Origin of the sequence: Streptomyces sp. NPDC051018 (assembly GCF_044456085.1) — a bacterium.
Lineage (GTDB): Bacteria > Actinomycetota > Actinomycetes > Streptomycetales > Streptomycetaceae > Streptomyces.
Map to the genome: position 1 here is coordinate 24,155 of NZ_JBITFN010000027.1, position 23,103 is coordinate 47,257.

Annotated in this window: 16 protein-coding genes and 3 pseudogenes; 9 read left to right on the plus strand and 10 right to left on the minus strand. The window is 71.4% G+C overall.

The annotated features are described in order from the left end of the window. Nucleotides 1-19: 19 nt before the first annotated feature. From ACIBCM_RS31580 to ACIBCM_RS31590, 3 genes are all read left to right on the plus strand, one after another. A complete protein-coding gene (locus ACIBCM_RS31580; RefSeq protein WP_399249264.1) occupies nucleotides 20-595 on the plus strand; it encodes a CDP-alcohol phosphatidyltransferase family protein in 576 nt (191 codons plus the stop codon). Continuing rightward, nucleotides 592-1,452 (plus strand): phosphatidate cytidylyltransferase, encoded by an 861-nt coding sequence (locus tag ACIBCM_RS31585; protein ID WP_399249266.1) that lies wholly within the window; start codon nucleotides 592-594, stop codon nucleotides 1,450-1,452. The genes ACIBCM_RS31580 and ACIBCM_RS31585 overlap by 4 nt, the downstream gene beginning before the upstream one ends. A gap of 557 nt (nucleotides 1,453-2,009) precedes the next feature. After that, a complete protein-coding gene (locus ACIBCM_RS31590) occupies nucleotides 2,010-3,140 on the plus strand; it encodes a lysophospholipid acyltransferase family protein (protein WP_399249268.1) in 1,131 nt (376 codons plus the stop codon). Nucleotides 3,141-3,379: 239 nt separating this feature from the next. Here ACIBCM_RS31590 and ACIBCM_RS31595 read toward each other — a convergent pair whose 3' ends face one another. After that, complete coding sequence (locus ACIBCM_RS31595; RefSeq protein WP_399249270.1) at nucleotides 3,380-3,829, minus strand: hypothetical protein; 450 nt, start codon at nucleotides 3,827-3,829, stop codon at nucleotides 3,380-3,382. Between the two features lie 190 nt (nucleotides 3,830-4,019). On the opposite strand from ACIBCM_RS31595, the gene ACIBCM_RS31600 reads away from it, so the two are divergent. Together ACIBCM_RS31600 and ACIBCM_RS31605 are read left to right on the plus strand one after the other, a co-directional pair. Next, nucleotides 4,020-4,475, plus strand: a complete 456-nt coding sequence (locus ACIBCM_RS31600) for an SRPBCC family protein (RefSeq protein ID WP_399249272.1) — start codon at nucleotides 4,020-4,022, stop codon at nucleotides 4,473-4,475. Nucleotides 4,476-4,636: 161 nt separating this feature from the next. Beyond that, nucleotides 4,637-4,927: pseudogene (locus ACIBCM_RS31605) on the plus strand (ArsR/SmtB family transcription factor); the annotation flags it as partial. 313 nt (nucleotides 4,928-5,240) lie between these two features. Here ACIBCM_RS31605 and pruA read toward each other — a convergent pair. Together pruA and ACIBCM_RS31615 are read right to left on the minus strand one after the other, a co-directional pair. Next, nucleotides 5,241-6,881, minus strand: a complete 1,641-nt coding sequence (gene pruA / locus ACIBCM_RS31610) for an L-glutamate gamma-semialdehyde dehydrogenase (RefSeq protein WP_399249274.1) — start codon at nucleotides 6,879-6,881, stop codon at nucleotides 5,241-5,243. A 39-nt stretch (nucleotides 6,882-6,920) separates the two neighbouring features. Then, a complete protein-coding gene (locus tag ACIBCM_RS31615) occupies nucleotides 6,921-7,847 on the minus strand; it encodes a proline dehydrogenase family protein (protein ID WP_399249364.1) in 927 nt (308 codons plus the stop codon). Between the two features lie 181 nt (nucleotides 7,848-8,028). Between ACIBCM_RS31615 and ACIBCM_RS31620 the strand changes: the two are divergent. Then, nucleotides 8,029-8,791 (plus strand): annotated as a pseudogene (locus tag ACIBCM_RS31620) (PucR family transcriptional regulator); the annotation flags it as partial. Nucleotides 8,792-9,381: 590 nt separating this feature from the next. Beyond that, nucleotides 9,382-9,900, plus strand: a pseudogene (locus ACIBCM_RS31625) (PucR family transcriptional regulator); the annotation flags it as partial. Nucleotides 9,901-10,013: 113 nt separating this feature from the next. Here the strand turns inward: ACIBCM_RS31625 and ACIBCM_RS31630 are convergent. Further along, complete coding sequence (locus tag ACIBCM_RS31630; RefSeq protein ID WP_399249276.1) at nucleotides 10,014-10,670, minus strand: response regulator; 657 nt, start codon at nucleotides 10,668-10,670, stop codon at nucleotides 10,014-10,016. Beyond that, nucleotides 10,667-11,956, minus strand: coding sequence for a sensor histidine kinase (locus tag ACIBCM_RS31635; RefSeq protein WP_399249278.1), 1,290 nt, complete (start codon nucleotides 11,954-11,956; stop codon nucleotides 10,667-10,669). The genes ACIBCM_RS31630 and ACIBCM_RS31635 overlap by 4 nt, the downstream gene beginning before the upstream one ends. A 134-nt stretch (nucleotides 11,957-12,090) precedes the next feature. Between ACIBCM_RS31635 and ACIBCM_RS31640 the strand changes: the two genes are divergently transcribed. Together ACIBCM_RS31640 and ACIBCM_RS31645 are read left to right on the plus strand one after the other, a co-directional pair. After that, entirely contained in the window at nucleotides 12,091-13,002 is a 912-nt protein-coding gene (locus ACIBCM_RS31640; protein WP_399249280.1) for an ABC transporter ATP-binding protein, read from the plus strand. Then, entirely contained in the window at nucleotides 12,999-13,829 is an 831-nt protein-coding gene (locus ACIBCM_RS31645) for an ABC transporter permease (protein ID WP_399249283.1), read from the plus strand. The genes ACIBCM_RS31640 and ACIBCM_RS31645 overlap by 4 nt, the downstream gene beginning before the upstream one ends. Before the next feature lie 458 nt (nucleotides 13,830-14,287). Here ACIBCM_RS31645 and serA read toward each other — a convergent pair whose 3' ends face one another. From serA to ACIBCM_RS31670, 5 genes are all read right to left on the minus strand, one after another. Then, nucleotides 14,288-15,892, minus strand: coding sequence for a phosphoglycerate dehydrogenase (gene serA, locus ACIBCM_RS31650; RefSeq protein WP_399249285.1), 1,605 nt, complete (start codon nucleotides 15,890-15,892; stop codon nucleotides 14,288-14,290). A gap of 271 nt (nucleotides 15,893-16,163) precedes the next feature. After that, nucleotides 16,164-17,165, minus strand: a complete 1,002-nt coding sequence (gene ilvC, locus ACIBCM_RS31655; protein WP_399249287.1) for a ketol-acid reductoisomerase — start codon at nucleotides 17,163-17,165, stop codon at nucleotides 16,164-16,166. Nucleotides 17,166-17,442: 277 nt separating this feature from the next. After that, complete coding sequence (ilvN, locus tag ACIBCM_RS31660) at nucleotides 17,443-17,967, minus strand: acetolactate synthase small subunit (RefSeq protein ID WP_389267494.1); 525 nt, start codon at nucleotides 17,965-17,967, stop codon at nucleotides 17,443-17,445. A gap of 29 nt (nucleotides 17,968-17,996) precedes the next feature. Continuing rightward, nucleotides 17,997-19,856, minus strand: coding sequence for an acetolactate synthase large subunit (locus ACIBCM_RS31665; protein ID WP_399249289.1), 1,860 nt, complete (start codon nucleotides 19,854-19,856; stop codon nucleotides 17,997-17,999). A gap of 274 nt (nucleotides 19,857-20,130) precedes the next feature. After that, nucleotides 20,131-22,953 (minus strand): putative bifunctional diguanylate cyclase/phosphodiesterase, encoded by a 2,823-nt coding sequence (locus ACIBCM_RS31670; RefSeq protein WP_399249291.1) that lies wholly within the window; start codon nucleotides 22,951-22,953, stop codon nucleotides 20,131-20,133. Between the last annotated feature and the right edge of the window lie 150 nt (nucleotides 22,954-23,103).

Consider the following 23,103-nt stretch of genomic DNA (forward strand, 5'->3'; position numbering starts at 1 on the left):
CACGGCCAGAGTTGGCCGCATGAACGGCCTCTACGCTCTCAAGCCCTGGTACGCGGCCCGGCTGGCCGGAGTGCGCGGCGCGCTCGTCCGCCGTGAGGTGTCGCCCGACACGCTGACGGTCCTGGGTGTGGTGTGCGCGGGCGGCGCCGCGGCGGCCCTCGCCTGGCTGCCCGCCCCGCTCGCCGTGCTCCCGGTCGCCGTTCTCCTCGCGGCACGGCTCGCCTTCGCCAATCTCGACGGTGCGCTCGCCCGGGACACCGGCCGCACCACCCCGCGCGGCGCGCTCCTCAACGAACTCGGCGACCGGGCGGCCGATCTGGTGGTCCTGGCCGGGTTTCTGACCCTGGCTCCCCTCTGGCTGGTGGCACTCGCCGCGCTCGGCGCGACGCTGCCGTCCTGGGTGTCGCTGGCGGGCGCGGCGGCCGGTGCCCCGCGCCGCAACGGCGGCCCGGTCGGCAAGACCGAGCGCGTGCTGCTGGCGGTGGTCGCCGCGGCCACGGGCTGGGCGGTCCCTGTCCTGGCCGTCATCGCCGCCGGGTCCGCGCTGACCGCCCTCGTCCGTATCGGACAGCTCTGGAAGGAGCTGGGCTCATGAGCGGCGCATTGGTGGCGGGCGAGGCGGCCGGACGCGCGATCCCGCTGGTCGCGGGCGCGCTGGGGGCGGGAGGTATCGCCGTCGCCGCGCTGCCGTCCCGGGTGCGGATGCGTGCGGAGCTGCGCAGGCGCTGGCGCACCTGGGCGATCGCCGCGCCCCTCTTCCTCGGCTCGCTGTACCTGGGCGCGGCCGGGGCGTTCGCCCTGGCGGCGGCGCTCGGCGCGGTCGCGGTGGGCGAGTACGTACGGATGGCGGGGCTGCGGCCCGTGGACCGGGCCGTACTGACGGTGGCGGCGGTCGCTCTGCCGGGGCTCGCCTGGCTGGCCCCCGGGTCACTGGACCTGCGCACGGCGGGGCTGCTCCTGCTCGTGGCCGTGCTGCCGCCGCTGCTGTCCGGCGACACGTCGGCCGGGTTCACCCGCGCCACCCGTACGGTCTTCGCCCTCCTGTGGATCCCCGTCTCCCTGACCGGTCTGGTGACGCTCGGGGACACCGCGGTCGCCGTCGGCCTCGCGGTGGCCCTGGGCGATGTCGGCGCGTGGTGCGGCGGTACGGCACTGGGCCGGCGCGGCCCCCTCGCCCGGCCGCTGTCACCGCTGTCACCCAACAAGACGTGGGCGGGGGTGGTTGGCGCCGCGGTCGTGACCGGCGCGGTGCTCCTCGTCCTCGGGGTGTTCTCGGCGGCCCTGTGGGCGGCGGTGCTGGCGGGCTGTGTCCTGGGCGATCTCCTGGAGTCGATGGTCAAGCGGGAGGCCGGGGTCAAGGACGCGGGCCGCTGGCTGCCGGGCTTCGGCGGCCTGCTCGACCGGATCGACTCCCTGCTTCCGGCACTGCTCCTGGCGATGGTGGTGAGCTGATGAGCAACGCCGGGACGGCCTACTCGACACCGCGGGGCCTCGGGAACCTACGTGCCCTCCCCTCCACCCCACGCACCTGGTGGCTGAGCCGACGGAAGCCCGCACCTTTCCCCTTCGCCCCAGGGACTCGGCGTCTGAGTGGACGAGGTCCCGCTCCCCTTCCCTTTCCCTTCACCCGCTGGGCCTGGCGGCTGAACCAGAAGGAAGCCTGCGCCCTTCCCCTCGCCCGCTGGGCTTGGCGAGTGAGCCGAAGGGGGCCGTGGGTGTCGAAAGGGAGAACGCGCGGAGGCCGCGAGGAACGAGTGGTCGAGCACGACCGACCGTCGACACACACCAAAGGCCCCGGTGGAGGTCCCCCCGGACGGAGCCCGGGGGAGAGAACCGAGCCACAGAACAAGACGGAGTCCGGGGCTCCGCCCAACCCACCGTCCCAGCACGATCCCCCCTCCCCACACACCAAGCCCCCCGCCGGGGCCCGGGGAAAGACTGACCCACAGAAGAACCCACCCGCCCGCTCCCGTACCGCCTCCCTCGTCCGGCGTGCGCTGTGGTGGTGTGTGCTGACCCTCACCGGCGGGATCGAGCGGCGGGGACGGCTGCCGCGCGGCGGTTGTGTCGTCGTCGCGAATCACTCCTCGCACGCCGATACGGCCGCGCTGCTGGCCGCGCTGGACGCCCGGCACACCCCCGCGATCGGCGCGGCGGCCGACTACTGGTTCGCGTCCCCGTGGCGCAGCCGGGTCTGCCGGCGGCTCGCGTCCGGCTTTCCCGTCCGCCGTACCGGCGGCGGGCTGGACGATCTGCTCGCCGTGGCGGGTGAACTGAGGGCCGGGCGCGCGGTCGTCCTCTTCCCCGAGGGCACCCGGGGCGGTGACGGCTCGGTGGGATCCTTCCACCGGGGCGCGCTCGTGCTGGCCGAGCGGGCGGGCGTTCCGGTGGTGCCGGTGGGCATCGCAGGTACGGACCGGCTGCTGCCCAAGCACGGGCGGCTGCGGTCCTCCCTCGTACGGGTGCGGATCGGCGCACCGCTGCCGTCGTCGGTCAGCGCGGAGGAGGCGCGTTCCGCGGTCGCCGCACTGCACGCCCGTACCAACGCGGAATCCCTGCGCGACTCGCGGCTCCGGCGCCGGGTCGCGGCGGTGGCCGCCTCACGCGTGGGACTGCTGATCGCCTTCGTCTGGGCGTTCGCGGAGGCGCTGAGCTGGCCGCTGATGCCGGAGCTGCTGCTGGGCATCGCCTGTGCGGCCGCCCCCTACGCCGCCCTGCGGCTCTCGCTGACCGCCCTCGCGGGCGGCCTGGCCGGTTCGCTGCTGGCCCTCCAGCTCGCGGGCGCCGGTGTGGGGCTGCCCGCACCGCTGACGACGGACCGGATGCGGGCCCAGGTGCGGCACGAACTGTCGCTCGGCTCGCCGTCGCGCGCCTCGGCGGACGCGGTCAGGAACCAGCCGTGGAACGGTATTCCGTTCAAGGTGTACGCGGCCGAGGCGGGCCGGGCGGACGTTCCCGCGGGCGACTGGCTGGTGTCCGCGGCGGCGGCGCGCGGCTCCCGGACTCTGACGGTGGGCCTGGCCTTCGCCGCGCTGGGGGTGCTGCTGCGCCGGTACCGGAGGTTCTACCGGGCCTATCTGGTCCTGCTGGGCAGCGGATTCACGATCGGTCTGGCGCTGATCGTGTCCGGCTGGCGGTAGCGGGGATCGTACGGGCCCTGGCACCCCGACACCGTACGCGGGGAACGCCCACCGCCCCCGTACGGACGGCTCGGCGGACCTCAGCCGTACGCCGGAACCGCACACCCTGCGACACCACCCGCCACCCACCGCCCGCCCGAGCCCCACACCCGACCACACCACCCACCGCTCACGGGAACCACCCGCCCGGCCGCCCCCGGGCGGGCACGCGCGCGGCCGGTCATCCGAGCGGGACACGCTCAGCCGTACCGGAACTCCCACAGCGGGCTGCGGAGTCCGATCGACTGCACATAGCCCCCGGGGCGCCCGGTGCCGTGGTTCACCCGGGCGCTGGCCGGGAGGTACTCGGCGACCTCGTCCCGGGGATGGCCGAAGAGGTCGACGCCGTTGTGGACCACCGGGGCCAGTGAGGGGTAGACCGGTTCGGCGCCCGTGCCGTCCCGGGGGACGCGGGCGAGTTCCACATAGCCGAGACCGTTGGCGTGCGGGCCCTCATCCGCGCCACAGGCCCGGATGGTGAGCCCCAGATACTCACCGGAGAAGGCCCACGCGGCACCGGGAACATGCCCCGGGCGGAGTTCGCAGAGCATGGAGACGGCCCACTGGGCGGCGTATGCGCTCATGCCGAATCTCAGCGTGCCTGCTTGGTGCGGCAGGAGCAGTCCGGTCCCGGGCAGGAGTTCGAACACGGCCCAAGTCTCGCACCGGTCCGGCCGGTTCTTCCCGGCGCATTGATCCGATGTTCAGTTCGTCACAGGCCCGGTTCCGCCCGGCGGAACACTGTCCTCAACGTCCTGCAACTTCCCGCAACCGAGCAGTTGCACCTCATTCCCTGACGTGCAACCATTGAGTAGCACGTCAATGAAGGAGGCAGTCACCATGAACAAGGACCGCATCGAGAGGGAGATCACCATCGCGGCCCCCGTGGAGCGCGTCTGGGCGGTGCTCACCGAGCCCGAGCACGTCGGCTCCTGGTTCGGCCAGGGCGAACCGACCCCGGTCGATCTGCGTCCCGGCGGGACGATGATCCTGGACCACGGGCAGTACGGCGTGTTCCCGACGACGATCGTCGAGGTGGACCCACCGCACCGCTTCTCGTACCGCTGGGCGTCCGCGTACCCCGGCGAACAGGCCGTGAACGGCAACTCGACCCTGGTGGAGTTCACCCTCACCCCGGAGGGCGACGGCACCCGGCTGAAGGTCGTGGAGGCCGGATTCGCGTCGATCACCATCCCCGAGGAGCGCAGGGACACGGCGTCGTACGAGAGCCACGAGGGCGGCTGGACCGAGCAGGTCGTCAACATCCGGAAGTACGCGGAGCAACTGCCGGTATGACGGACACCGGCACCCCGCCGACCGCCGGCTCCCCCGGGCCTTCCATGTCCCCCGGCTCCCCCAGGTCACCCGAATCCGTCGGACCCGGGTCACCTGGGTCTCCCGGGTCTCCCGGGTCTCCCGGGTCCGTCGCCGCCCAGGAGGCCGCGGCCTCCGAGGTCCTGTCCGCGCTCGCGGACCCGACCCGCCGCCGGATACTCGACGCGCTCGCCGCGCACGGCCGCGCCACCGCCACCGTCCTGGCCACCGAAGTGCCCGTGAGCCGTCAGGCGATCGTCAAGCACCTCGCGGTCCTCGCCCGCGCCGGCCTTGTCGTCGGCACCCGCGAGGGCCGGGAGGCGCGCTATACCGTCCTGCCCGAGCGGCTCGGCACCACGGCGCGCTGGATGCTCCAGGTGGCGTCCGACTGGGACACACGCCTGTCGTCGATCAAACGTCTGGCGGAGGCGGACCCCTCAGACCCGCACCGGGTCCCGCCGACCGCCCCCGCCCCGTACGCGGGCACCGAACCCCCACCGGACAACAACCCCCCACCGGAAACCGACCCCACACGGGGCTCGGGCCAGCCGCCCCCGGACGCCGGCCCGGACCCGGTCACGGCCCCGCCTCCGCACCCCGCCCCGGCCTCCGCCCCACCCGAGCCGACCCCGCGGACGTAACCGGGCATGAAACCGCCCCTCTCCGGCAATGGAACCGCCCCCGTTCCGGCGTGGGGACCGGAACGAGGGCGGGTTCAGGAGGGCGGACCCGGCGGGTGGGCCGGGCTCAGCCCATGTGGGGGTACGGATAGTCGGTCGGAGCGACCAGCGTCTCCTTGATCGCGCGGGTCAGCGTCCAGCGCATCAGATTCTGCGGCGCGCCTGCCTTGTCGTTGGTGCCCGAGGCCCGGCCGCCGCCGAAGGGCTGCTGGCCGACCACGGCACCGGTCGACTTGTCGTTGATGTAGAAGTTGCCCGCGGCGTACCGCAGCTTCTCCATCGTGTGCGCGGCGGCGGCGCGGTCGTTGGCGACGACCGAGCCGGTCAGGGCGTACGCCGACACCGACTCCATCTGCTCCAGCATGGCGTCGTAGCCGCCGGGGGTCTCGTCCTCGTACACGTGCACCGCGAGGAACGGGCCGAAGTACTCGGTCGTGAACACCTCGTTGGCCGGGTCCGAGCACACGACGACCGTCGGGCGGACGAAGTAGCCGACCGAGTCGTCGTACGTACCGCCGGCGATGATCTCGCAAGCCGGGTCCGCCTTCGCCCGGTCGATCGCGGCCTTGTTCTTCGCGAACGCGCGCTCGTCGATCACGGCGCCGATGAAGTTCGACAGATCGGTGACATCGCCCATCGCGATCCCGTCGACCTCGGCCGCGAACTCCTGGCTGAAGCCGGAGTTCCAGATCGAGGCGGGGATGTACGCGCGGGAGGTGGCCGAGCACTTCTGGCCCTGGTACTCGAAAGCACCCCGGGTCAGCGCGGTCTTCAGCACGGCGCGGTCGGCGCTCGGATGGGCGACGACGAAGTCCTTGCCGCCCGTCTCACCGACGATCCGCGGGTAGGAGCGGTACTTCTCGATGTTGGCGCCGACCGTCTTCCACAGATGCTGGAAGGTCCGGGTCGAGCCGGTGAAGTGGATACCGGCCAGCTCGGGGTGGTTCAGTGCCACATCGGAGACGGCGATCCCGTCGCCCGTCACCAGGTTGATGACGCCCTCGGGCAGCCCGGCCTCCTCCAGCAGCCGCATCAGCAGCACGGCGGCGTGGGTCTGCGTCGGGGACGGCTTCCAGACCACGACATTGCCCATCAGGGCCGGGGCGGTCGGGAGATTGCCCGCGATCGCGGTGAAGTTGAAGGGCGTGATCGCGTAGACGAAACCTTCGAGGGGACGGTGGTCGAGCCGGTTCCACACGCCCGGGGAGTTCGCCGGGGGCTGCTCGGCCAGCAGATCGCGGGCGTACTTCACATTGAAACGCCAGAAGTCGACCAGCTCGCAGGGGGTGTCGATCTCCGCCTGCTGCGCGGTCTTGGACTGCCCCAGCATGGTGGAGGCGGCGAGCGTCTCCCGCCAGGGGCCGGCCAGCAGCTCGGCCGCGCGCAGAATGATCGCGGCGCGGTCGTCGAAGGACATCGCGCGCCACGCGGGCGCGGCGGCCAGCGCGGCGTCGATCGCGTCCTGCGCGTCCTGCCGCGTGGCTCCGGCGAAGGTGCCGATCACGGCCCCGTGGTTGTGGGGCTGAACGACGTCGACCCGCTCGCCGCCGCCCATCCGCCGTACGCCGCCGATGGTCATCGGAAGGTCGATGGGGTTCTCGGCCAGCTCCTTGAGCCGGGCCTCCAGGCGGGCGCGCTCGGGACTGCCCGGAGCATAGGAACGGACCGGCTCGTTGACCGGCGCGGGAACCTGGGTCACTGCGTCCATGACTGCCGAATCTCCTTAATCAGTAGGTCAGTTGAGGGTTCAGCCGCGGCTGACCAGCGAACGGAGGAAGAACGCCAGATTGGCGGGGCGCTCCGCGAGGCGGCGCATGAAGTATCCGTACCAGTCGGTGCCGTACGCGATGTAGACGCGCACCCGGTGGCCCTCGGCGGCCAGCCGGTGCTGCTCGGCCTCGCGAATGCCGTAGAGCATCTGGAACTCGTAGTCGTCGAGCTTGCGGCCGGCGCGCCGGGCCAGCTCCTGGCTGATGGAGATGATGCGCGGGTCGTGGGACCCGACCATCGGGTACCCCTCGCCGTCCATCAGGATCCGCAGACAGCGGATGTACGCCTTGTCGACCTCGGTCCGGTCCCGGTGCGCCACGGACGCGGGCTCCTTGTAGGCGCCCTTGACCAGCCGCACCCGCGCGCCCGCCTCGGCGAGCGTCCGGCAGTCGTCCTCGGTGCGGAAGAGGTACGACTGGACGACCGCGCCCGTCTGGGGGAAGCGCTCCCGCAGCTCGGCGTGGATCGCGAGGGTCGAGTCGACGGTGGTGTGGTCCTCCATGTCGAGCGTGACCGTGGTGCCGATCTCGGCGGCGGCCTCGACGACGGGGGTGACGTTCCGGAGGGCGAGGTCGTGCCCGCCGGGCAGCGCCTGCCCGAAGGACGACAGCTTCACCGACATCTCCGCGCGGGTGCCGAGGCCGAGCGGCCGGAGCGCCTCGGTCAGCTCCAGATACGCGTCACGGGCGCGCAGCGCCTCCGCCGGGTCGGTGACGTCCTCACCGAGGACGTCGAGCGTGATCTCCAGACCACGGGCGGCGGTGTCCCGGACGACGGGAACCGTCTCCGTGACCGACTCACCGGCGATGAAACGGTTCACCACGGGCTTGGTGACCGGAGCGGCCGAGACGACACGGCGCATCCTGTCGCTGCGGGACGCGGCGAGGATCACGGGACCCAGCACGGGGACCTCCATGGAGACATACGACCGGAACCGCCGCGGACCCGGGTAACCGGAACCGGAACGGCACGAAGAACCACCGTGAAATCTAAGGATCGCTCCGATCCTCAGCCATCGACAGCTGTCACGCATCCGTGGCCGGGATCTCAGACATATGTCTGAAGGGCGTGCCAGAATGGTCGGGGTGAAGGGCGATTACCAGGATCTGGTGGACGAGATCTCGACGCTGCTGGCGGCCCCGGCGACGTTGGAGAACCGCGATTTCGGGCTGATCTCCTTCGGCGCCCACGACAGCGACAGCGCCTTCGACGAGACCACGCTGGACCCGGTCAGGACCCGCTCGATCCTCACCAGGAAGTCCACGCCCGCCGTGCGCGCCTGGTTCGAGGGCTTCGGCATCGCCCGGGCGACGGGTCCGGTGCGCATTCCGGCGGCGCCGGACGCGGGCGTGTTCCGGGACCGGCTCTGCCTCCCGGTACGCCACCGGGGGATCGTTCTCGGCTATGTCTGGCTCCTGGACACCAGCCCCGGCCCCACGGAGGCGCAGCTGACGGCCGCGATGGAGGTCGCCTCCCGCATCGGCACACTCCTCGCGGACGAGGAGCGCGCGGGCGCGGATCTCTCCCGAGAGCTGCGCGCGGCGCTGACGGCCGAGCGCGGCTGGCAGTACGACATGGCGGTCGCCGCACTCCACTCGGCCCTCGGCGGCACGGACCGGGGCGCGGACGGCCCCCATACGGTGGTGTGCGTGATGCCCTGGCCCTCCCAGGACGTTCCTTCGGCCCGCTCGCTCCCGGGCGCGGCTGCGGTATGCACCGTACGGGTGACACGGCCCGGCTCCGCCCCGACGACCGCCGCCGGAGGCCCTGGCCCTGGCCGGGGACGGGTGGGAGCGGGACGGGTGGGAGCGGGGGGAACGGGAGCGGGGCGAGGGGGGTCGGGCGGAACGGGAACGGAAGCCGGGACCGGGCCCTCCGAACCCGGAACTTCCAGAACCGGAACCTCTGGGACCGGGAGCGGAACCTCCGGGACCGGAGTAGGAGCCGGGCCTGGAGTAGGAGCCAGGACTGGAGTGGGGGCCGGCACTGGAACAGGAGCCGGAAGCGGGCACTCCCAGTCCGGAACCGGAACCCCCGGGCCGGGAACAGGAGCCGGGAACGGGCACTCCGAGCCCGGAACCGGAACAGACATGAGCGAGACCCGACCCTCCGGGTCCACGACCGGTACGGACGCCCCGGCGGGTACGGCGTCCGGCGTGTCCCGGCGCCCGTCCCCCGGTGACTCCCCCGCTCCCCCGCCCGGGCGCCCGGCCACCGGCAGGCGCGGGCGGGGGGCGTCCGCTCCCGGTGGCGACGGCGCACGGTCCGGTACCGCCACACTCGCATCACCCGCCCCCGCACACGCACCCGGCAGGACCCCGCCCCCGGCGGAGCCCGTACCGCCGGGAACCCGCCCGCTGCTGGCGACGGCGTCCCGGGCGGGCCGCCCCAAGGTCACCGGCCGCCTCACGGCCGACGCTCCGGAGACGGAGGCCACCGGCCCCGGCGCCCATGCCCTGGCCGTGCTCGTACGGCTGCGGGCACCGGACTCCCTCGCTCCGGCCCTGGCCGCCGCCGAACGGCTGCTGCCCTCCGGAACGCCCTCCGCCACCTGCGGAGTCGCGGCGGCACGGCAGGGCCTCGCGGAGCTGAACACCGCATGGCAGGAGGCGACCTCCGCGGCGCGGGCAGCCCGGGCCGAGTCACGGTTGGGCCCGGTGGCACAGTGGTCGGACATCGGCCCCTACCGCATGCTGACGGCGCTGCCCGGCCGTCCCCCGGGCGACGACCCCGCCGTACGGCCCCTGCTCGACGCCGCCCACACCGAACTGGCCCGCACCGCCGAGGTCTTCCTCGATCTGGCGGGTCAGGCGGGCCGGGCGGCGTCCGCGCTCGGCATCCACCGGCAGACCCTCTACTACCGCCTCTCGCGCGTCGAACAGCTCACCGGTCTCGACCTGGCGGACGGCCAGGACCGCCTCCTGCTGCACATCGCCCTCAAGGCCGCACGCCTGTAGACGTGCCCGGACCACACTCGCCCCCTGCGCGGGCACCGGACCGCACGCTCCCCGCCCTGGAACACAGGACGACAGGACGACAGGACCACCGCGTCACTGGAGCGGACGGGCACTCAGCGGGGCAGTGCGACCAGGCCCGATTCATAGGCGATGATGACCAGTTGCACCCGGTCGCGGGCGTCGAGCTTGGCGAGAAGTCTGGTCAGATAGGTCTTGGCGGTCGCGACGCTGATGTGCAGCCGCTCCGCGATCTCGGTATTCGACAGCCCGCTGCCGACAAGCGTCAGCACCTCCTTCTCCCGTTCGGTGATCCCCGGGAGCTCCCGCTGGACCGTGGGAGCGGCCGGCCGCTCGGCGAACTCCCTGATGAGACGCCGGGTGATACCCGGGGCGATCAGTCCGTCCCCGGTGGCGACGACCCGGACCGCCGCGAGGATGTCGTCCAGGGCCATGTCCTTGACGAGAAACCCGGACGCGCCCGCACGCAGGGCGCCGTACACGTAGTCGTCATCGTCGAAGGTGGTCAGGACGATGACATGGGACCCGGCGGTTCCGGCGGTGATCCGGCGGGTTGCCTCGATGCCGTCCATTCCGGGCATCCGGATGTCCATCACGACGACATCGGGCACGAGTGTCTCGGCCAGCCGGACCGCTTCGGCGCCGTCCGATGCCTCGCCGACGAGTTCGAGGTCGGGGGCGTCTGCGATGACCATCTGGAGGGCGGTACGAACCAGTGGCTGATCGTCGGCGAGGACGACGCGGACGGTCACCGGACCACCTCCGGTACGGGCAGCCGGGCCGCGACGCGGAAGCCGCCTCCCGGGCGTGGCCGCGCGGAGAACTCCCCGTGCAGCAGACCGACTCGCTCACGCATGCCGATCAGTCCGTATCCGCCTCGCGCACCACCCTCGTGCCGACGTCCACCCTCGTACCGTCGTCCACCACCGTGCCCGAGACCGCCGTCGATGACCTCGATGGACAGTTCCTCGTCACGGCGGTCGAGAACCACCCGGCAGGAGTGGGTACCGGCATGACGTACGACATTGGTGACCGCCTCCTGAACGATCCGGTACGCGGATATGTCGATATCCGGTGGCAGCGGCCGCCGTTCACCCCGCCACTCCACATCGACCCGCAGGCCCGCCGCCGTGGTCGACGCCGCCAGCCGGTCGATGTCCGCGAGACCGAGACCGGGACCGGACCCCGGTTCGGCGCCGGTCTCAGGGCCGGGTACGGGGCCGGGTACGGCCCCCGTCGCATCCGGTATCCGCCCCGGCTCGGGTGTGCGGAGCGCGCCGAGCATACGGCGCAGCCCCGACAGGCACTCCCGGCCCGTGAGTTCGATGGTGTTCAGCGCCTCGCGCGCCCGCTCCGGCTGGGTTTCGATGACCCGGCTCGCCGCACCGGCCTGGAGGGCGATGATGCCGATGCTGTGGGCGACCATGTCGTGCAGTTCGCGCGCGATCCGGAGCCGTTCGGCGGTGACGGCCTGGGCGGCGGCCTGGGCGCCCAGCCTCTCCGCGTACTCACGGGCCTGATGTATCGAACGGCCGATGAGCCAGGCGATGACCGTGGTCAAGGACACGATCAGGGTCACCGATGTGCCGGCGGTCCAGCCGGCCAGCAGCCTCACCGTGACGTATCCGGCGAGGACGGCGAGTGCCAGGCCGAGCGCGACGACCCCGGTCCGGCGCGGTCTGGTGGCCGCGATGACGCAGAGCGCTACATCGACCGCCAGGAACTGCGCCAGCGGAATCTCCGTGGCGCCCAGCGGAGTCGTCCCGAGCGCAGCTCCGGCGAGCAGCAGAGCGACGGCGGCGAGCGGCCGGCGGACCAGCAGCGCGCAGCCGCCCAGCGTGAGGGCGCCGGCCACCGCCAGAGTCAGCAGGCCGTCCCACCGGAAGATGAGCACGCCGGGAACCACGGTGGGCGTTTGCTCGCCCGGCAGTTCGGAGCGCATGAGGAAGGTGATGACCAGGCTCACGACCCAGACCAGGGCCGTCCAGACACCCGGGGACACTCGCTTCAGGAGCGGCGGTGGCGATACGGCGGACATGCTTCCCGATCGTAGGCGCGTGACCGGGAACGTGCATCGGGCCACGGGTGTACAACCGTGGCTGACAGTCGCGCCCGCGATTGTCACCGGTGGCCCGATGACGTGCGGGGATGGCCGACGGCACCGTTGACGGTGTGATCGAAGTCGACGAACTGACCAAGAAATACGGGAAGACCACCGCGGTCAACCGCCTGAGCTTCACCGTCCGGCCCGGACACGTCACCGGGTTCCTCGGCCCCAACGGCTCGGGGAAGAGCACGACCTTGCGGCTGCTCCTCGGTCTGCACGATCCCACCAGCGGCTACGTCACCATCGACGGCCGCCCTTTCCGGGGTCACCGGCGCGGCCTGCGGCATGCGGGCGCGCTGCTGGACGCGGGCGATGTGCACGGCGGGCGCACCGCCGGGGCACATCTGGCCGCCCTGGCGCGCGGGAACCGCATACCGCGCGGCCGGGTGAGGGAGGTGCTGGAGGAGGTCGGTCTGGCCGAGGCAGCGCGGCGCCGCATCGGCGGGTTCTCCCTCGGTATGAAGCAGCGCCTCGGCATCGCCACCGCACTACTCGGCGACCCTCCCGTACTGTTGTTCGACGAGCCGCTCAACGGCCTGGACCCCGAGGGCGTGACATGGGTCCGCGGGCTCTTCCGGAGACTGGCCGCCGAGGGGCGCACGGTCTTTCTCTCCAGCCATCTGATGTCCGAGATGGAGCACACCGCTGACCAGCTCGTGGTGATCGGCAGGGGTGAGCTCATCGCCGCGGAGAGCCTGGCGGAGTTCTCGGCACGCGGGACCCGGCTGAGCGTGGTCGTGCGTACCCCGGAGCCGGAGCGGCTGTCGGCGCTGCTGGCCGCCCAGGGCGCCGATGTGGCGCCGCGCGGTGACGGAGTGCTCACGGTGACCGGCCTGGAAGCGCCCCGGATCAGTGCGATCGCCTACACCCACGCCGTTCCGCTGCACGAACTGACCACCCGGACCTCGTCCTTGGAGGAAGCCTTCATGGAACTCACCGCCGGCAGCGTTGAATACACCGCGGGAGAGCGCCCATGACCACGGCGACCATGCCCGTGAGGGAACCGCGCGCCCGGTTCGCCGATCTCGTCGCCGCCGAGTGGATGAAGCTCTGGTCGCTGCGCTCGACCATATGGTCGCTGCTGGTCTGCGCCCTGGCCGTGGTGGCGTTCAACGCGGGTACCGCGTACGACACCTATCGCTACTGGCCGGGGGACGACGCGGGCTTCGCCGAGCAGTTCGTCCGGGACGGGATGCCCTTGCAGCAAGCCTTCACCTCGAACGCCTCCATGGTCCTGATACTCGGCACGGGCGCCATCGGTGCCCTCACGGTGGTCGGCGAGTACAGCACGGGAATGATCCGTACGACGTTCGCGGCCGTCCCGGCCCGCCGCTCGGTGACGGCGGCCAAGGCGGTCGTGGTCGCCGCGCTGATGACGGGCTTCGGCACGGTGGTCGCCTGGGGCTCGTTCGCGCTGACCCAGGCGATTCTGTCCGGGCGGGAGGCGGGGGTTCCGATCGACCACCCGGGGGCGCCGCGTCTCATCGTGGCGTCCGCGCTGCTCGCGCCGGTGTGCGCACTCACCGGAATGGCCCTGGGCGTGATCCTCCGGCACGTGGCGGGCACGATGACCTCGATCGTGGTGGCTCTTCTCCTGCTGCCGATCGCCGTCACCGAAGGCCGCCACTGGTCGGCCGTCCTCAACCACACACTGATCCACAGCGCGTGGCAGCGCCTGACCTCCGTGCACGCCACCGGAGGTGAGTACCCATGGACGACTACGGGGGCGTGGACGGTCTATGCCGCCTGGACGGTGGCCACCATCACCCTGACCGTCACGGCCGTCCACCGCAGGGACCAGTGACCGGGCCTGTCCGGGCCACAACGGCTCCGGCGCCCGGCAGCGGGACCCCCGGTCCGCCGCCGGGAGTGGCGAGCCGCACGGGGGCATCGGGTCCCTCCCCCGAGGACAAGAAACAGGTCCCCCGGCGGACAAACCCGGACGAACCCCCGGCGGAGAGCATCGCACGAGGTCCCGGCGGGAAGAACCGAACGACTGCCCTGGGCGGAGCCCCTCGCCTGGATCAGCCTGGCTGCTCCAGGCCCTCCAGGACACCCCACGAACCCGCCTGGCCCGGCGGGAGGCGGCGCTGTGTGCGATCCCCTGCCCTCACGCCCCCACTACCGTCCGACAGGCTCATCGGCTTGCCGCGCACAGGTCCGGCGCCGTACGACCCCGGGAGTGAGCGGGCCGGGTGGGGGACGTACGCGGAAGAGCCCGGCTCGATCGAGCCGGGCCCCTCTACCTATACAGGGACGACGTCAGTCCGACAGATTCACCGACCGCGCCGACGCCGCGCCGATCTCCTCGGCGATCTCCGCCACCACGGGCGCCGGAACGGTGTCGTCCACCGTCAGCACGACCAGGGCCTCGCCGCCCTCCTCCGCGCGGGAGACCTGCATGCCCGCGATGTTCAGACCGGCCTCGCCGAGGATCCGGCCGACGGTGCCTACGACACCGGGACGGTCCTCGTAGCGCAGGACGAGCATATGGTCGGCGAGCGCCAGATCCACATCGTGCTCACCGATGCCGACGATCTTCTGAAGGTTCTTGGGGCCGGCCAGTGTGCCGGAGACCGAGACCTCCTCGCCGCCCGCCAGCGTGCCGCGCACGGTGACGACATTGCGGTGGTCCGGGGACTCCGAGCTGGTCGTCAGCCGCACCTCGACACCGCGCTCCTGCGCGAACAGCGGGGCGTTGACATACGACACGGTCTCGTCGACGACGTCCTCGAAGACGCCCTTGAGCGCGGACAGTTCGAGCACCTTGACATCGTGCTGGGTGATCTCGCCGTAGACCTCGACATCGAGCCGGACCGCGACCTCTCCCGCGAGCGCGGTGAAGATCCGGCCGAGGCGCTCGGCGAGCGGCAGACCCGGCTTGACGTCCTCGGCGATCACACCGCCCTGGACGTTGACCGCGTCCGGGACCAGCTCACCGGCGAGCGCGAGCCGCACGGAGCGGGCGACGGCGACGCCCGCCTTCTCCTGCGCCTCGTCGGTGGACGCGCCGAGGTGCGGGGTGCAGACGACCTGGTCGAACTGGAAGAGGGGGGAGTCCGTGCACGGCTCCTTCGCGTACACATCGAGGCCCGCGCCCGCGACCCGGCCCTCCTTGAGCGCCGAGTACAGCGCCTCCTCGTCGACGATCCCGCCACGCGCGGCGTTGACGATCCGGACGGTCGGCTTCACCTTGTGCAGCGCCTCGTCCCCGATCAGACCGAGCGTCTCGGGCGTCTTGGGCAGATGCACGGTGATGAAGTCGGAGACCTCCAGCAGCTCGTCGAGCGACAGCAGCCTGACGCCCATCTGCGCGGCACGCGCCGGCTGGACATAGGGGTCGTACGCGACGATCTTCATACCGAAGGCCGACATCCGCTGGGCGACGAGGACCCCGATCCGGCCGAGGCCGACGACGCCGAGCGTCTTCTCGGCCAGCTCGACACCGGTGTACTTGGAGCGCTTCCACTCACCGTTCTTCAGGGCCGTGTTCGCCTGCGGGATATTGCGCGCGGTGGCGACCAGCAGACCGCAGGCCAGCTCGGCCGCGGTGACGATGTTCGACGTCGGGGCGTTGACCACCATCACGCCGGCCTTGGTGGCGGCGGAGACATCGACATTGTCCAGACCGACGCCGGCGCGGGCGACGACCCTGAGCTTCTTCGCGGCGGCGATGGCCTCGGCGTCGACCTTGGTGGCGGAGCGGACGAGGATCGCGTCCACATCGGCGATCGCGGGAATCAGCTCGGCGCGGTCGGCGCCGTTGCAGTGCCGGATCTCGAAGTCCGGACCGAGCGCGTCCACGGTGGCGGGCGACAGCTCTTCGGCGATGAGTACGACAGGTTTACGAGCAAGCTCAGCGCTCACAGGAGTCCTCACATGTCCAGTGCGGACGGCCGTCCCGACGGCCGCAGGCGGTGGAGGGGGCTAGCCGCGTGGAAGACGCACGACACTGTGGGCCTGACGCGTGTTGTTGAGAAGTGTAGTGGTGCGTCGGGCCTCGTCCTGCGCCTTCGCGGCAGGATCACCCGTCCGTGGCTGGACGAAGTGGCGTAGCGGAGCCCCCGGGGCTGGGGGTACTGGGGTGGTCACACGGCGAGGGGCCGGGACACCGCTGTCCCGGCCCCTCGCCCACGGCTCACGCCTCGTCGTTGTCGACCCAGCTCATGAGCTTGCGCAGCTCCTTGCCGGTGGTCTCCAGCAGGTGGTTCTCGTCCTGCGTCTTGTACTCGTTGTACTTCTTCAGACCGCCGTGGTACTCGTCCATCCAGTTCTTGGCGAAGGTGCCGTCCTGGATCTCGGCGAGGATCTTCTTCATCTCGGCCTTGGTCTGGTCGGTGATGATGCGGGGGCCGGTGACGTAGTCGCCCCACTCGGCGGTCTCGGAGACCGACCAGCGCATCTTCTCCAGGCCGCCCTCGTACATCAGGTCCACGATCAGCTTCAGCTCGTGGAGGCACTCGAAGTACGCGATCTCGGGCTGGTAGCCGGCCTCGACCAGGGTCTCGAAGCCCGCCTTGACCAGCGCGGACGTGCCGCCGCACAGCACGGCCTGCTCGCCGAAGAGGTCGGTCTCGGTCTCCTCGGTGAAGGTGGTCTTGATGACACCGGCGCGGGTGCCGCCGATGCCCTTGGCGTACGAGAGCGCCAGCGCGAAGGCCTTGCCGGTGGCGTCCTGCTCGACGGCGGCGATGCAGGGAACGCCGCGGCCCTCCTCGTACTGGCGGCGGACCAGGTGGCCCGGGCCCTTCGGGGCGACCATGGCCACGTCGACACCGGTCGGGGGCTTGATGAAGCCGAAGCGGATGTTGAGGCCGTGCCCGAAGAACAGGGCGTCGCCGTCCTTGAGGTTCGGGGCGATCGACTCCTCGTAGACCTGGGCCTGGATCGGGTCCGGGACCAGGATCATGATGACGTCGGCCTCGGCGGACGCCTCGGCGGGCGTCACCACGCGCAGCCCCTGCTCCTCGGCCTTGGCCTTGGACTTGGAGCCCTCGTGCAGACCGACCCGGACGTCGACACCCGAGTCACGGAGCGACAGCGCGTGGGCGTGGCCCTGGCTGCCGTAGCCGATGACCGCGACCTTGCGGTTCTGGATGATGGACAGGTCGGCATCGTCGTCGTAGAACAGCTCGGCCACTGGGATATCTCCTTGGGGTGCAGATGTTGCGTCCCACCGTACGGCGGGGGGAGGCGGGAAAGTTTTCGGGTCTCGCTATGCGAGCAATGTGACGGTCGGGGGTGCGCCGGTACGGCGGCCTCCGTGCGAGTGCGAGTGCGGCGGCGGTGCGGCTGCTGCCACGCGGACGGCGGGTGGGCCGCCGGTACGGACGGGTCCGGCCGCCGCGCGGGGGTGGCGTCACCGGTGGCGCCGGGCGCCGTCACGGTCCCGGGGCCCGCGACGGCGCACCGCCCGCTCAGGCGCTGCGGTCGAGAGCCCGCAGGGAGCGGTCCGTGATGGACCGCGAACCGCGCCCTATGGCGATCGTGCCGGACTGGACGAGTTCCTTGATGCCGAACTGCTCCAGCATCTTGAGCATGGCGTCCAGCTTGTCACTCGAACCGGTGGCCTCGATCGTGACCGCCTCGGGTGACACGTCCACGGTCTTGGCGCGGAAGAGCTGGACGATCTCGACGATCTGGGAGCGGGTCTCGTTGTCCGCGCGGACCTTCACCAGGACGAGTTCGCGCTGGATCGCGCCGCCCGGCTCCAGCTCGACGATCTTCAGGACGCTGACCAGCTTGTTGAGCTGTTTGGTCACCTGCTCCAGCGGAAGGTCCTCGACATTGACCACGATGGTGATGCGGGAGATGTCGGGGTGCTCGGTGACGCCGACGGCGAGTGAGTCGATGTTGAAGCCGCGACGGGAGAACAGGGCGGCGATCCGGGCGAGGATGCCCGGTGTGTTCTCCACCAGGACGGAGAGCGTGTGCTTGGACATGGGGTGGGTCTCTCGTCTCTCTCTTCGCTTCAGTCGTCTTCGTTGTCGCCGAAGTCGGGACGGACACCGCGGGCGGCCATGACCTCGTCGTTGGAGGTGCCGGCGGCGACCATGGGCCACACCATGGCGTCCTCGTGGACGATGAAGTCGATCACGACGGGCCGGTCGTTGATCGCGTTGGCCTCGGCGATGACCTTGTCCAGCTCGTCCGGGGACTCACAGCGGATCGCGTGGCAGCCCATGGCCTCCGACAGCTTGACGAAGTCCGGGACGCGGGTGCCGGCGCCGGGCTCCTTGCAGTCGGCCCCGGGGCCCGAGTGCAGCACGGTGTTGGAGTAGCGCTGGTTGTAGAAGAGGGTCTGCCACTGGCGGACCATCCCGAGCGCGCCGTTGTTGATGATGGCGATCTTGACCGGGATGTTGTTGAGCGCGCAGGTGGTGAGTTCCTGGTTGGTCATCTGGAAGCAGCCGTCGCCGTCGATCGCCCAGACGGTCCGGTCCGGGGCCCCGGCCTTGGCGCCCATCGCCGCGGGGACCGCGTATCCCATCGTCCCGGCGCCGCCGGAGTTCAGCCAGGAGGCGGGCTGCTCGTACTGGATGAAGTGCGCGGCCCACATCTGGTGCTGGCCGACGCCGGCCGCGAAGATCGTGCCTTCGGGGGCCAGCTGGCCGATCCGCTGGATGACCTGCTGCGGGGAGAGGCTGCCGTCGTCGGGCTGGTCGTAGCCGAGCGGGTAGGTCTCGCGCCAGCGGTTCAGATCGCTCCACCAGGCGGTGTAGTCGCCGGTGTGGCCCTCGCTGTGCTCGGCCTGGACGGCCTGGACGAGATCGGCGATGACCTCGCGGGCGTCCCCGACGATCGGGACGTCCGCGGTACGGTTCTTACCGATCTCCGCGGGGTCGATATCGGCGTGCACGATCTTGGCGTACGGGGCGAAGCTGTCCAGCTTGCCGGTGACCCGGTCGTCGAAGCGGGCCCCGAGGGCGACGATCAGGTCGGCCTTCTGCAGCGCGGTGACGGCGGTGACCGAACCGTGCATGCCCGGCATTCCCACGTGCAGCGGGTGGCTGTCGGGGAAGGAGCCCAGCGCCATCAGGGTGGTGGTGACGGGGGCCCCGGTCAGCTCGGCGAGGACCTTCAGCTCGGCGGTGGCCCCGGCCTTCATCACGCCGCCGCCGACGTAGAGCACCGGGCGCCGGGCCTGGACGATCAGCTTGGCGGCCTCGCGGATCTGCTTGGCGTGCGGCTTGGTGACCGGACGGTAGCCGGGCAGGTCCTGCGTCGGCGGCCAGCTGAAGGTCGTCTGTGCCTGGAGAGCGTCCTTGGCGATGTCGACGAGGACGGGCCCGGGACGGCCGGTGGAGGCGATGTGGAACGCCTCGGCGATCGTCCGCGGGATGTCCTCCGCCTTGGTGACCAGGTAGTTGTGCTTGGTGATCGGCATGGTGATGCCGACGATGTCCGCCTCCTGGAAGGCGTCCGTACCGATGGCCTTGGAGGCCACCTGGCCCGTGATCGCGACCAGCGGCACGGAGTCCATGTGCGCATCCGCGATCGGGGTCACCAGATTGGTCGCGCCCGGACCGGAGGTGGCCATACAGACCCCGACCTTGCCGGTGGCCTGCGCGTATCCGGTGGCCGCGTGACCGGCGCCCTGCTCATGACGGACCAGGATGTGACGGACCCGGGTCGAGTCCATCATCGGGTCGTACGCGGGAAGGATGGCGCCGCCGGGGATGCCGAATACGGTGTCGGCACCCACTTCCTCGAGAGAGCGGATGAGGGACTGCGCGCCCGTGACGTGCTCAACGGCGGCGGTCTGCTGTCCGCCAGTACGGGCCCGCGGCTGGGGATGGTGGGCCCCGGTGGCCTGCTCGGTCATCGGCATTCTCTTCTCGAAGCTGAGGGTTGACGCTGAGGGGTTCTGCGGAGGTGCTGCCGGTCGTGATACGGGAGTGGTGCTGGGGGTTTTGCCTGGTGTTTCTACGTTTGGCACAGGTGCCGGTGCAACAAAAAACCCCTCGTGCCGTGAGGCAAGCGAGGGGAGCGCGTCGGGAGGGGTCTGCGGGTTCCTTGCGGAGTCCCGCTCAGCCGACGCGCTTTCCAAGTACGAGAATTCGGGTGCGCATGGCAAAGACCCTCTCCCTCCCGCGGCATCACTGTCAAGCCGGTGGGACGCGCGTCTCACTATTCGAACCGTTGTGGATACTGAACGCGCCACCTTTCGAGCCCCCCGCGAGCACGGGCAGCACGCCCCCTCGTGGAACCGGGAAATGGCCTCTGACCAGGGACCTTCGCAGCCGGTACTCGTCCAGGGCGCCGGAGAACGCCATGCCCTGACCATGGGTACATCCCATCGTCCGCAGGGCGATCACCTGCTCCGGAACGTCGACGCCCTCGGCCACGGACTGCATCCCCAGGTCATTGGCGATCCTGAGCAGCCCGCTGGTGATCTTGTGGAGCCGGGCGGACTCCACGATGCCCTCGACCAGTCCCCTGTCGAGCTTCAGTACGTCCACGGGCAGTCTGCGCAGGGCGTTGATCGCGGCGTAACCGCTGCCGAAGCCGTCGAGCGCGATCCTCACTCCGAGCCGGCGCAGGGCGACCAGGCGCTTCTCCAGTTCGTCGAAGGAGATCCGGGGGTCGCTGTCCGCCAGCTCGATGACGAGCGCGCCGGACGCCAGCCCGTGCCGGGTCAGCAGGGCCTCGACACTGCCGAGCGGCAGCGATCTGTCCAGAAGCCTGCGGGCGGAGAGCCGGACGGAGACGGGCACCGGGTGGCCGTTTCTGCCGCGCTCGGCTGCCTGCTCCACGGCCTCCTCCAGCAGCCAGCGTCCCAGTTCCGCCGTGCGGTCACTGTCCTCGGCGACGCGCAGGAACTCGGCGGGGGTGAAGAGGATGCCCTGGGCCGAGCGCCAGCGCGCCTGGGCGGCGACGGCCTCGATACGGCCGGTGGCGAGGCTCACCACGGGCTGGTGCAGCAGCGCGAACTCGCCCTGGTGGAGCGCGCTGCGCAGCCGGGCGGCCAGCTCGGTGCGGCGGACCACCTCGGCCTGCATCTGGGGGGCGTACAGCTCGACGCGGTCCTTGCCGCCCGCCTTGGCCCGGTACATGGCGAGGTCCGCGTTACGCATGAGGTCGGTGGGGGTGAGGGACGGCTCGGCGAACGCGACCCCGATGGAGGCGGCGACCCGTACGTCGCTGCCGTCGATGCGGTACGGCTGGGAGAGCGTGAGGCGCAGCCGGTCGGCGATCTCGGCGACCTGGGACTCGCGGGCGGCCCGGTCGCGGGTGCCGTCGCCGAGGATGAGGGCCGCGAACTCGTCCCCGCCGAGCCGGGCCGCGGTGTCACCGGTCCGTACGGAATCGGCGAGCCGCCCGGCGGCCATGACCAGCAGCTCGTCGCCGGCCTGGTGGCCGAGCCGGTCGTTGACGGCCTTGAAGCCGTCGAGGTCGATGAAGAGCACGGCGGTGCCCGGATCGCCGGAGCGCCGGCCGCCGAGAGCCTGGCGGACACGCCTGGTGAACAGGGCGCGGTTGGGCAGGTCGGTGAGCGGGTCGTGTTCGGCGTTGTGCTGCAACTGGGCCTGGAGCCGTACCCGTTCGGTGACATCGCGGCTGTTGAAGATCAACCCGCCCTGGTGGCGGTTGACGGTGGACTCCACATTGAGCCAGTCGCCGCCACCTGATCTGAATCGGCACTCGATACGGGTGGTGGGTTCGTCGGCGGGGGGCGCGGCCAGAAACCGCCGCACCTCGTGGACGACCCGTCCGAGGTCTTCGGGGTGGATCAGACTGGCCAGCTCGGAGCCGATCAGCTCCTCGGCCTCCCGCCCGTAGACACCGGAGGCGGCGGGGCTCACATAGCGCAGCACCCCGGTGGGGGCCGCGATCATGATGACATCGCTGGAGCCCTGCACCAGCGAGCGGAAGTGGTTCTCCTTCTGTGCCAGCTCATGGGTGAGGGCGATGTTGTCCAGGAGCATGATCCCCTGCCGGACGACCAGGGCGAGCACGACCGTACAGCCGGTGAGGACGACGACGCGGTCGACCCGGCGGCCCTCGACAACGTTGTAGAGGATGCCGAGCGTGCAGACCGCGGCGGCCAGGTACGGGGTGAGGGCGGCGAGTGAGCCGGCGACCGGACGGGTGGGGTGGCGCTGTCCCCTCGGGGGCCTCGCGGTCTCCGTCTGGCGGCGTGCGCCCCAGGGCGCGTACGCCAGCAGCAGGGATCCGGCGAACCAGCCCGCGTCCAGGAGCTGTCCCGAGCGATAGCTCTCCCGCAGCAGCGGGGAGGTGAACAGGGCGTCGCACAGGACGGTCAGGGCGAGGGCCGCGATGGCGGTGTTGATGGCCGAGCGATTGCCGCCCGAGCGCCGGAAGTGGAGGGCGAGCACCATGCTGACGAGGACGATGTCCAGCAGCGGATAGGCGAGCGAGAGCGCCGCCGGAGCCACGCTCTCCCCCCGGGCCTGCGCGGTGTGGGCGAGCGCGAGGCTCCAGGAGATCGTCAGCAGGGAGCCGCCGATCAGCCAGGCGTCGAGGCCGAGGCAGACCCAGCCGGCCTTGGTGACCGGCCTCTTCGCCAGCACGAGGAGGCCGACGATGGCGGGCGGAGCGAAACAGAGGAAGAACAGATCGGCGATGGAGGGGCTCGGTACCTCACGGCCGAGAACGACCTCGTACCACCCCCAGACCGCGTTCCCCGCCGCCGCCATGGCGGAGGAGAGCGCGAACAGCAGCCAGGCGGGCCGCAGCCGGCGGGGCCCCCTCCTGGCATAGAGGAAGCAGGAGACGGCTGCGACGAGGGCGCCGGCGCTCAGACCGAAGTCGCCCATGATCAGCGCGAGCTCGGGAGAACCCCAGCCGAGGCCGGCGCCGATGGCGTACCCGGCGCAGATGAGCGCCAGAACGAGCTGGGAGGCCAGTCCGGCGACGCTGCCGGAGGCGGACCGACGGGCCGTGAGCGCGTCCGGGGCGCTCACCGGGCCGCTCCTCGCGGTGTCGTCACCGTCGTGTCGGCTGGCATCCCCGGCCCCCGGGATGGTGTGATCGCTTCCGGGCCGCGCCTGCGTGCGGGGCCGCGCCCGCGCGCGCCGCCGCCGGGTGTCCGGGCGGGGCCTCGCTTCGGTGCG

Bases quoted from the DNA above. Each gene is read 5' to 3' on its own strand.
- ACIBCM_RS31585 (WP_399249266.1), top strand. From the start codon at position 592: ATGAGCGGCGCATTGGTGGCGGGCGAGGCGGCCGGACGCGCGATCCCG.
- ilvN (WP_389267494.1), bottom strand. From the start codon at position 17,967: ATGTCCAAGCACACGCTCTCCGTCCTGGTGGAGAACACACCGGGCATC.
- ACIBCM_RS31580 (WP_399249264.1), top strand. From the start codon at position 20: ATGAACGGCCTCTACGCTCTCAAGCCCTGGTACGCGGCCCGGCTGGCC.
- pruA (WP_399249274.1), bottom strand. From the start codon at position 6,881: ATGGACGCAGTGACCCAGGTTCCCGCGCCGGTCAACGAGCCGGTCCGT.
- ACIBCM_RS31645 (WP_399249283.1), top strand. From the start codon at position 12,999: ATGACCACGGCGACCATGCCCGTGAGGGAACCGCGCGCCCGGTTCGCC.
- ACIBCM_RS31635 (WP_399249278.1), bottom strand. From the start codon at position 11,956: ATGTCCGCCGTATCGCCACCGCCGCTCCTGAAGCGAGTGTCCCCGGGT.
- ACIBCM_RS31665 (WP_399249289.1), bottom strand. From the start codon at position 19,856: ATGCCGATGACCGAGCAGGCCACCGGGGCCCACCATCCCCAGCCGCGG.
- ACIBCM_RS31600 (WP_399249272.1), top strand. From the start codon at position 4,020: ATGAACAAGGACCGCATCGAGAGGGAGATCACCATCGCGGCCCCCGTG.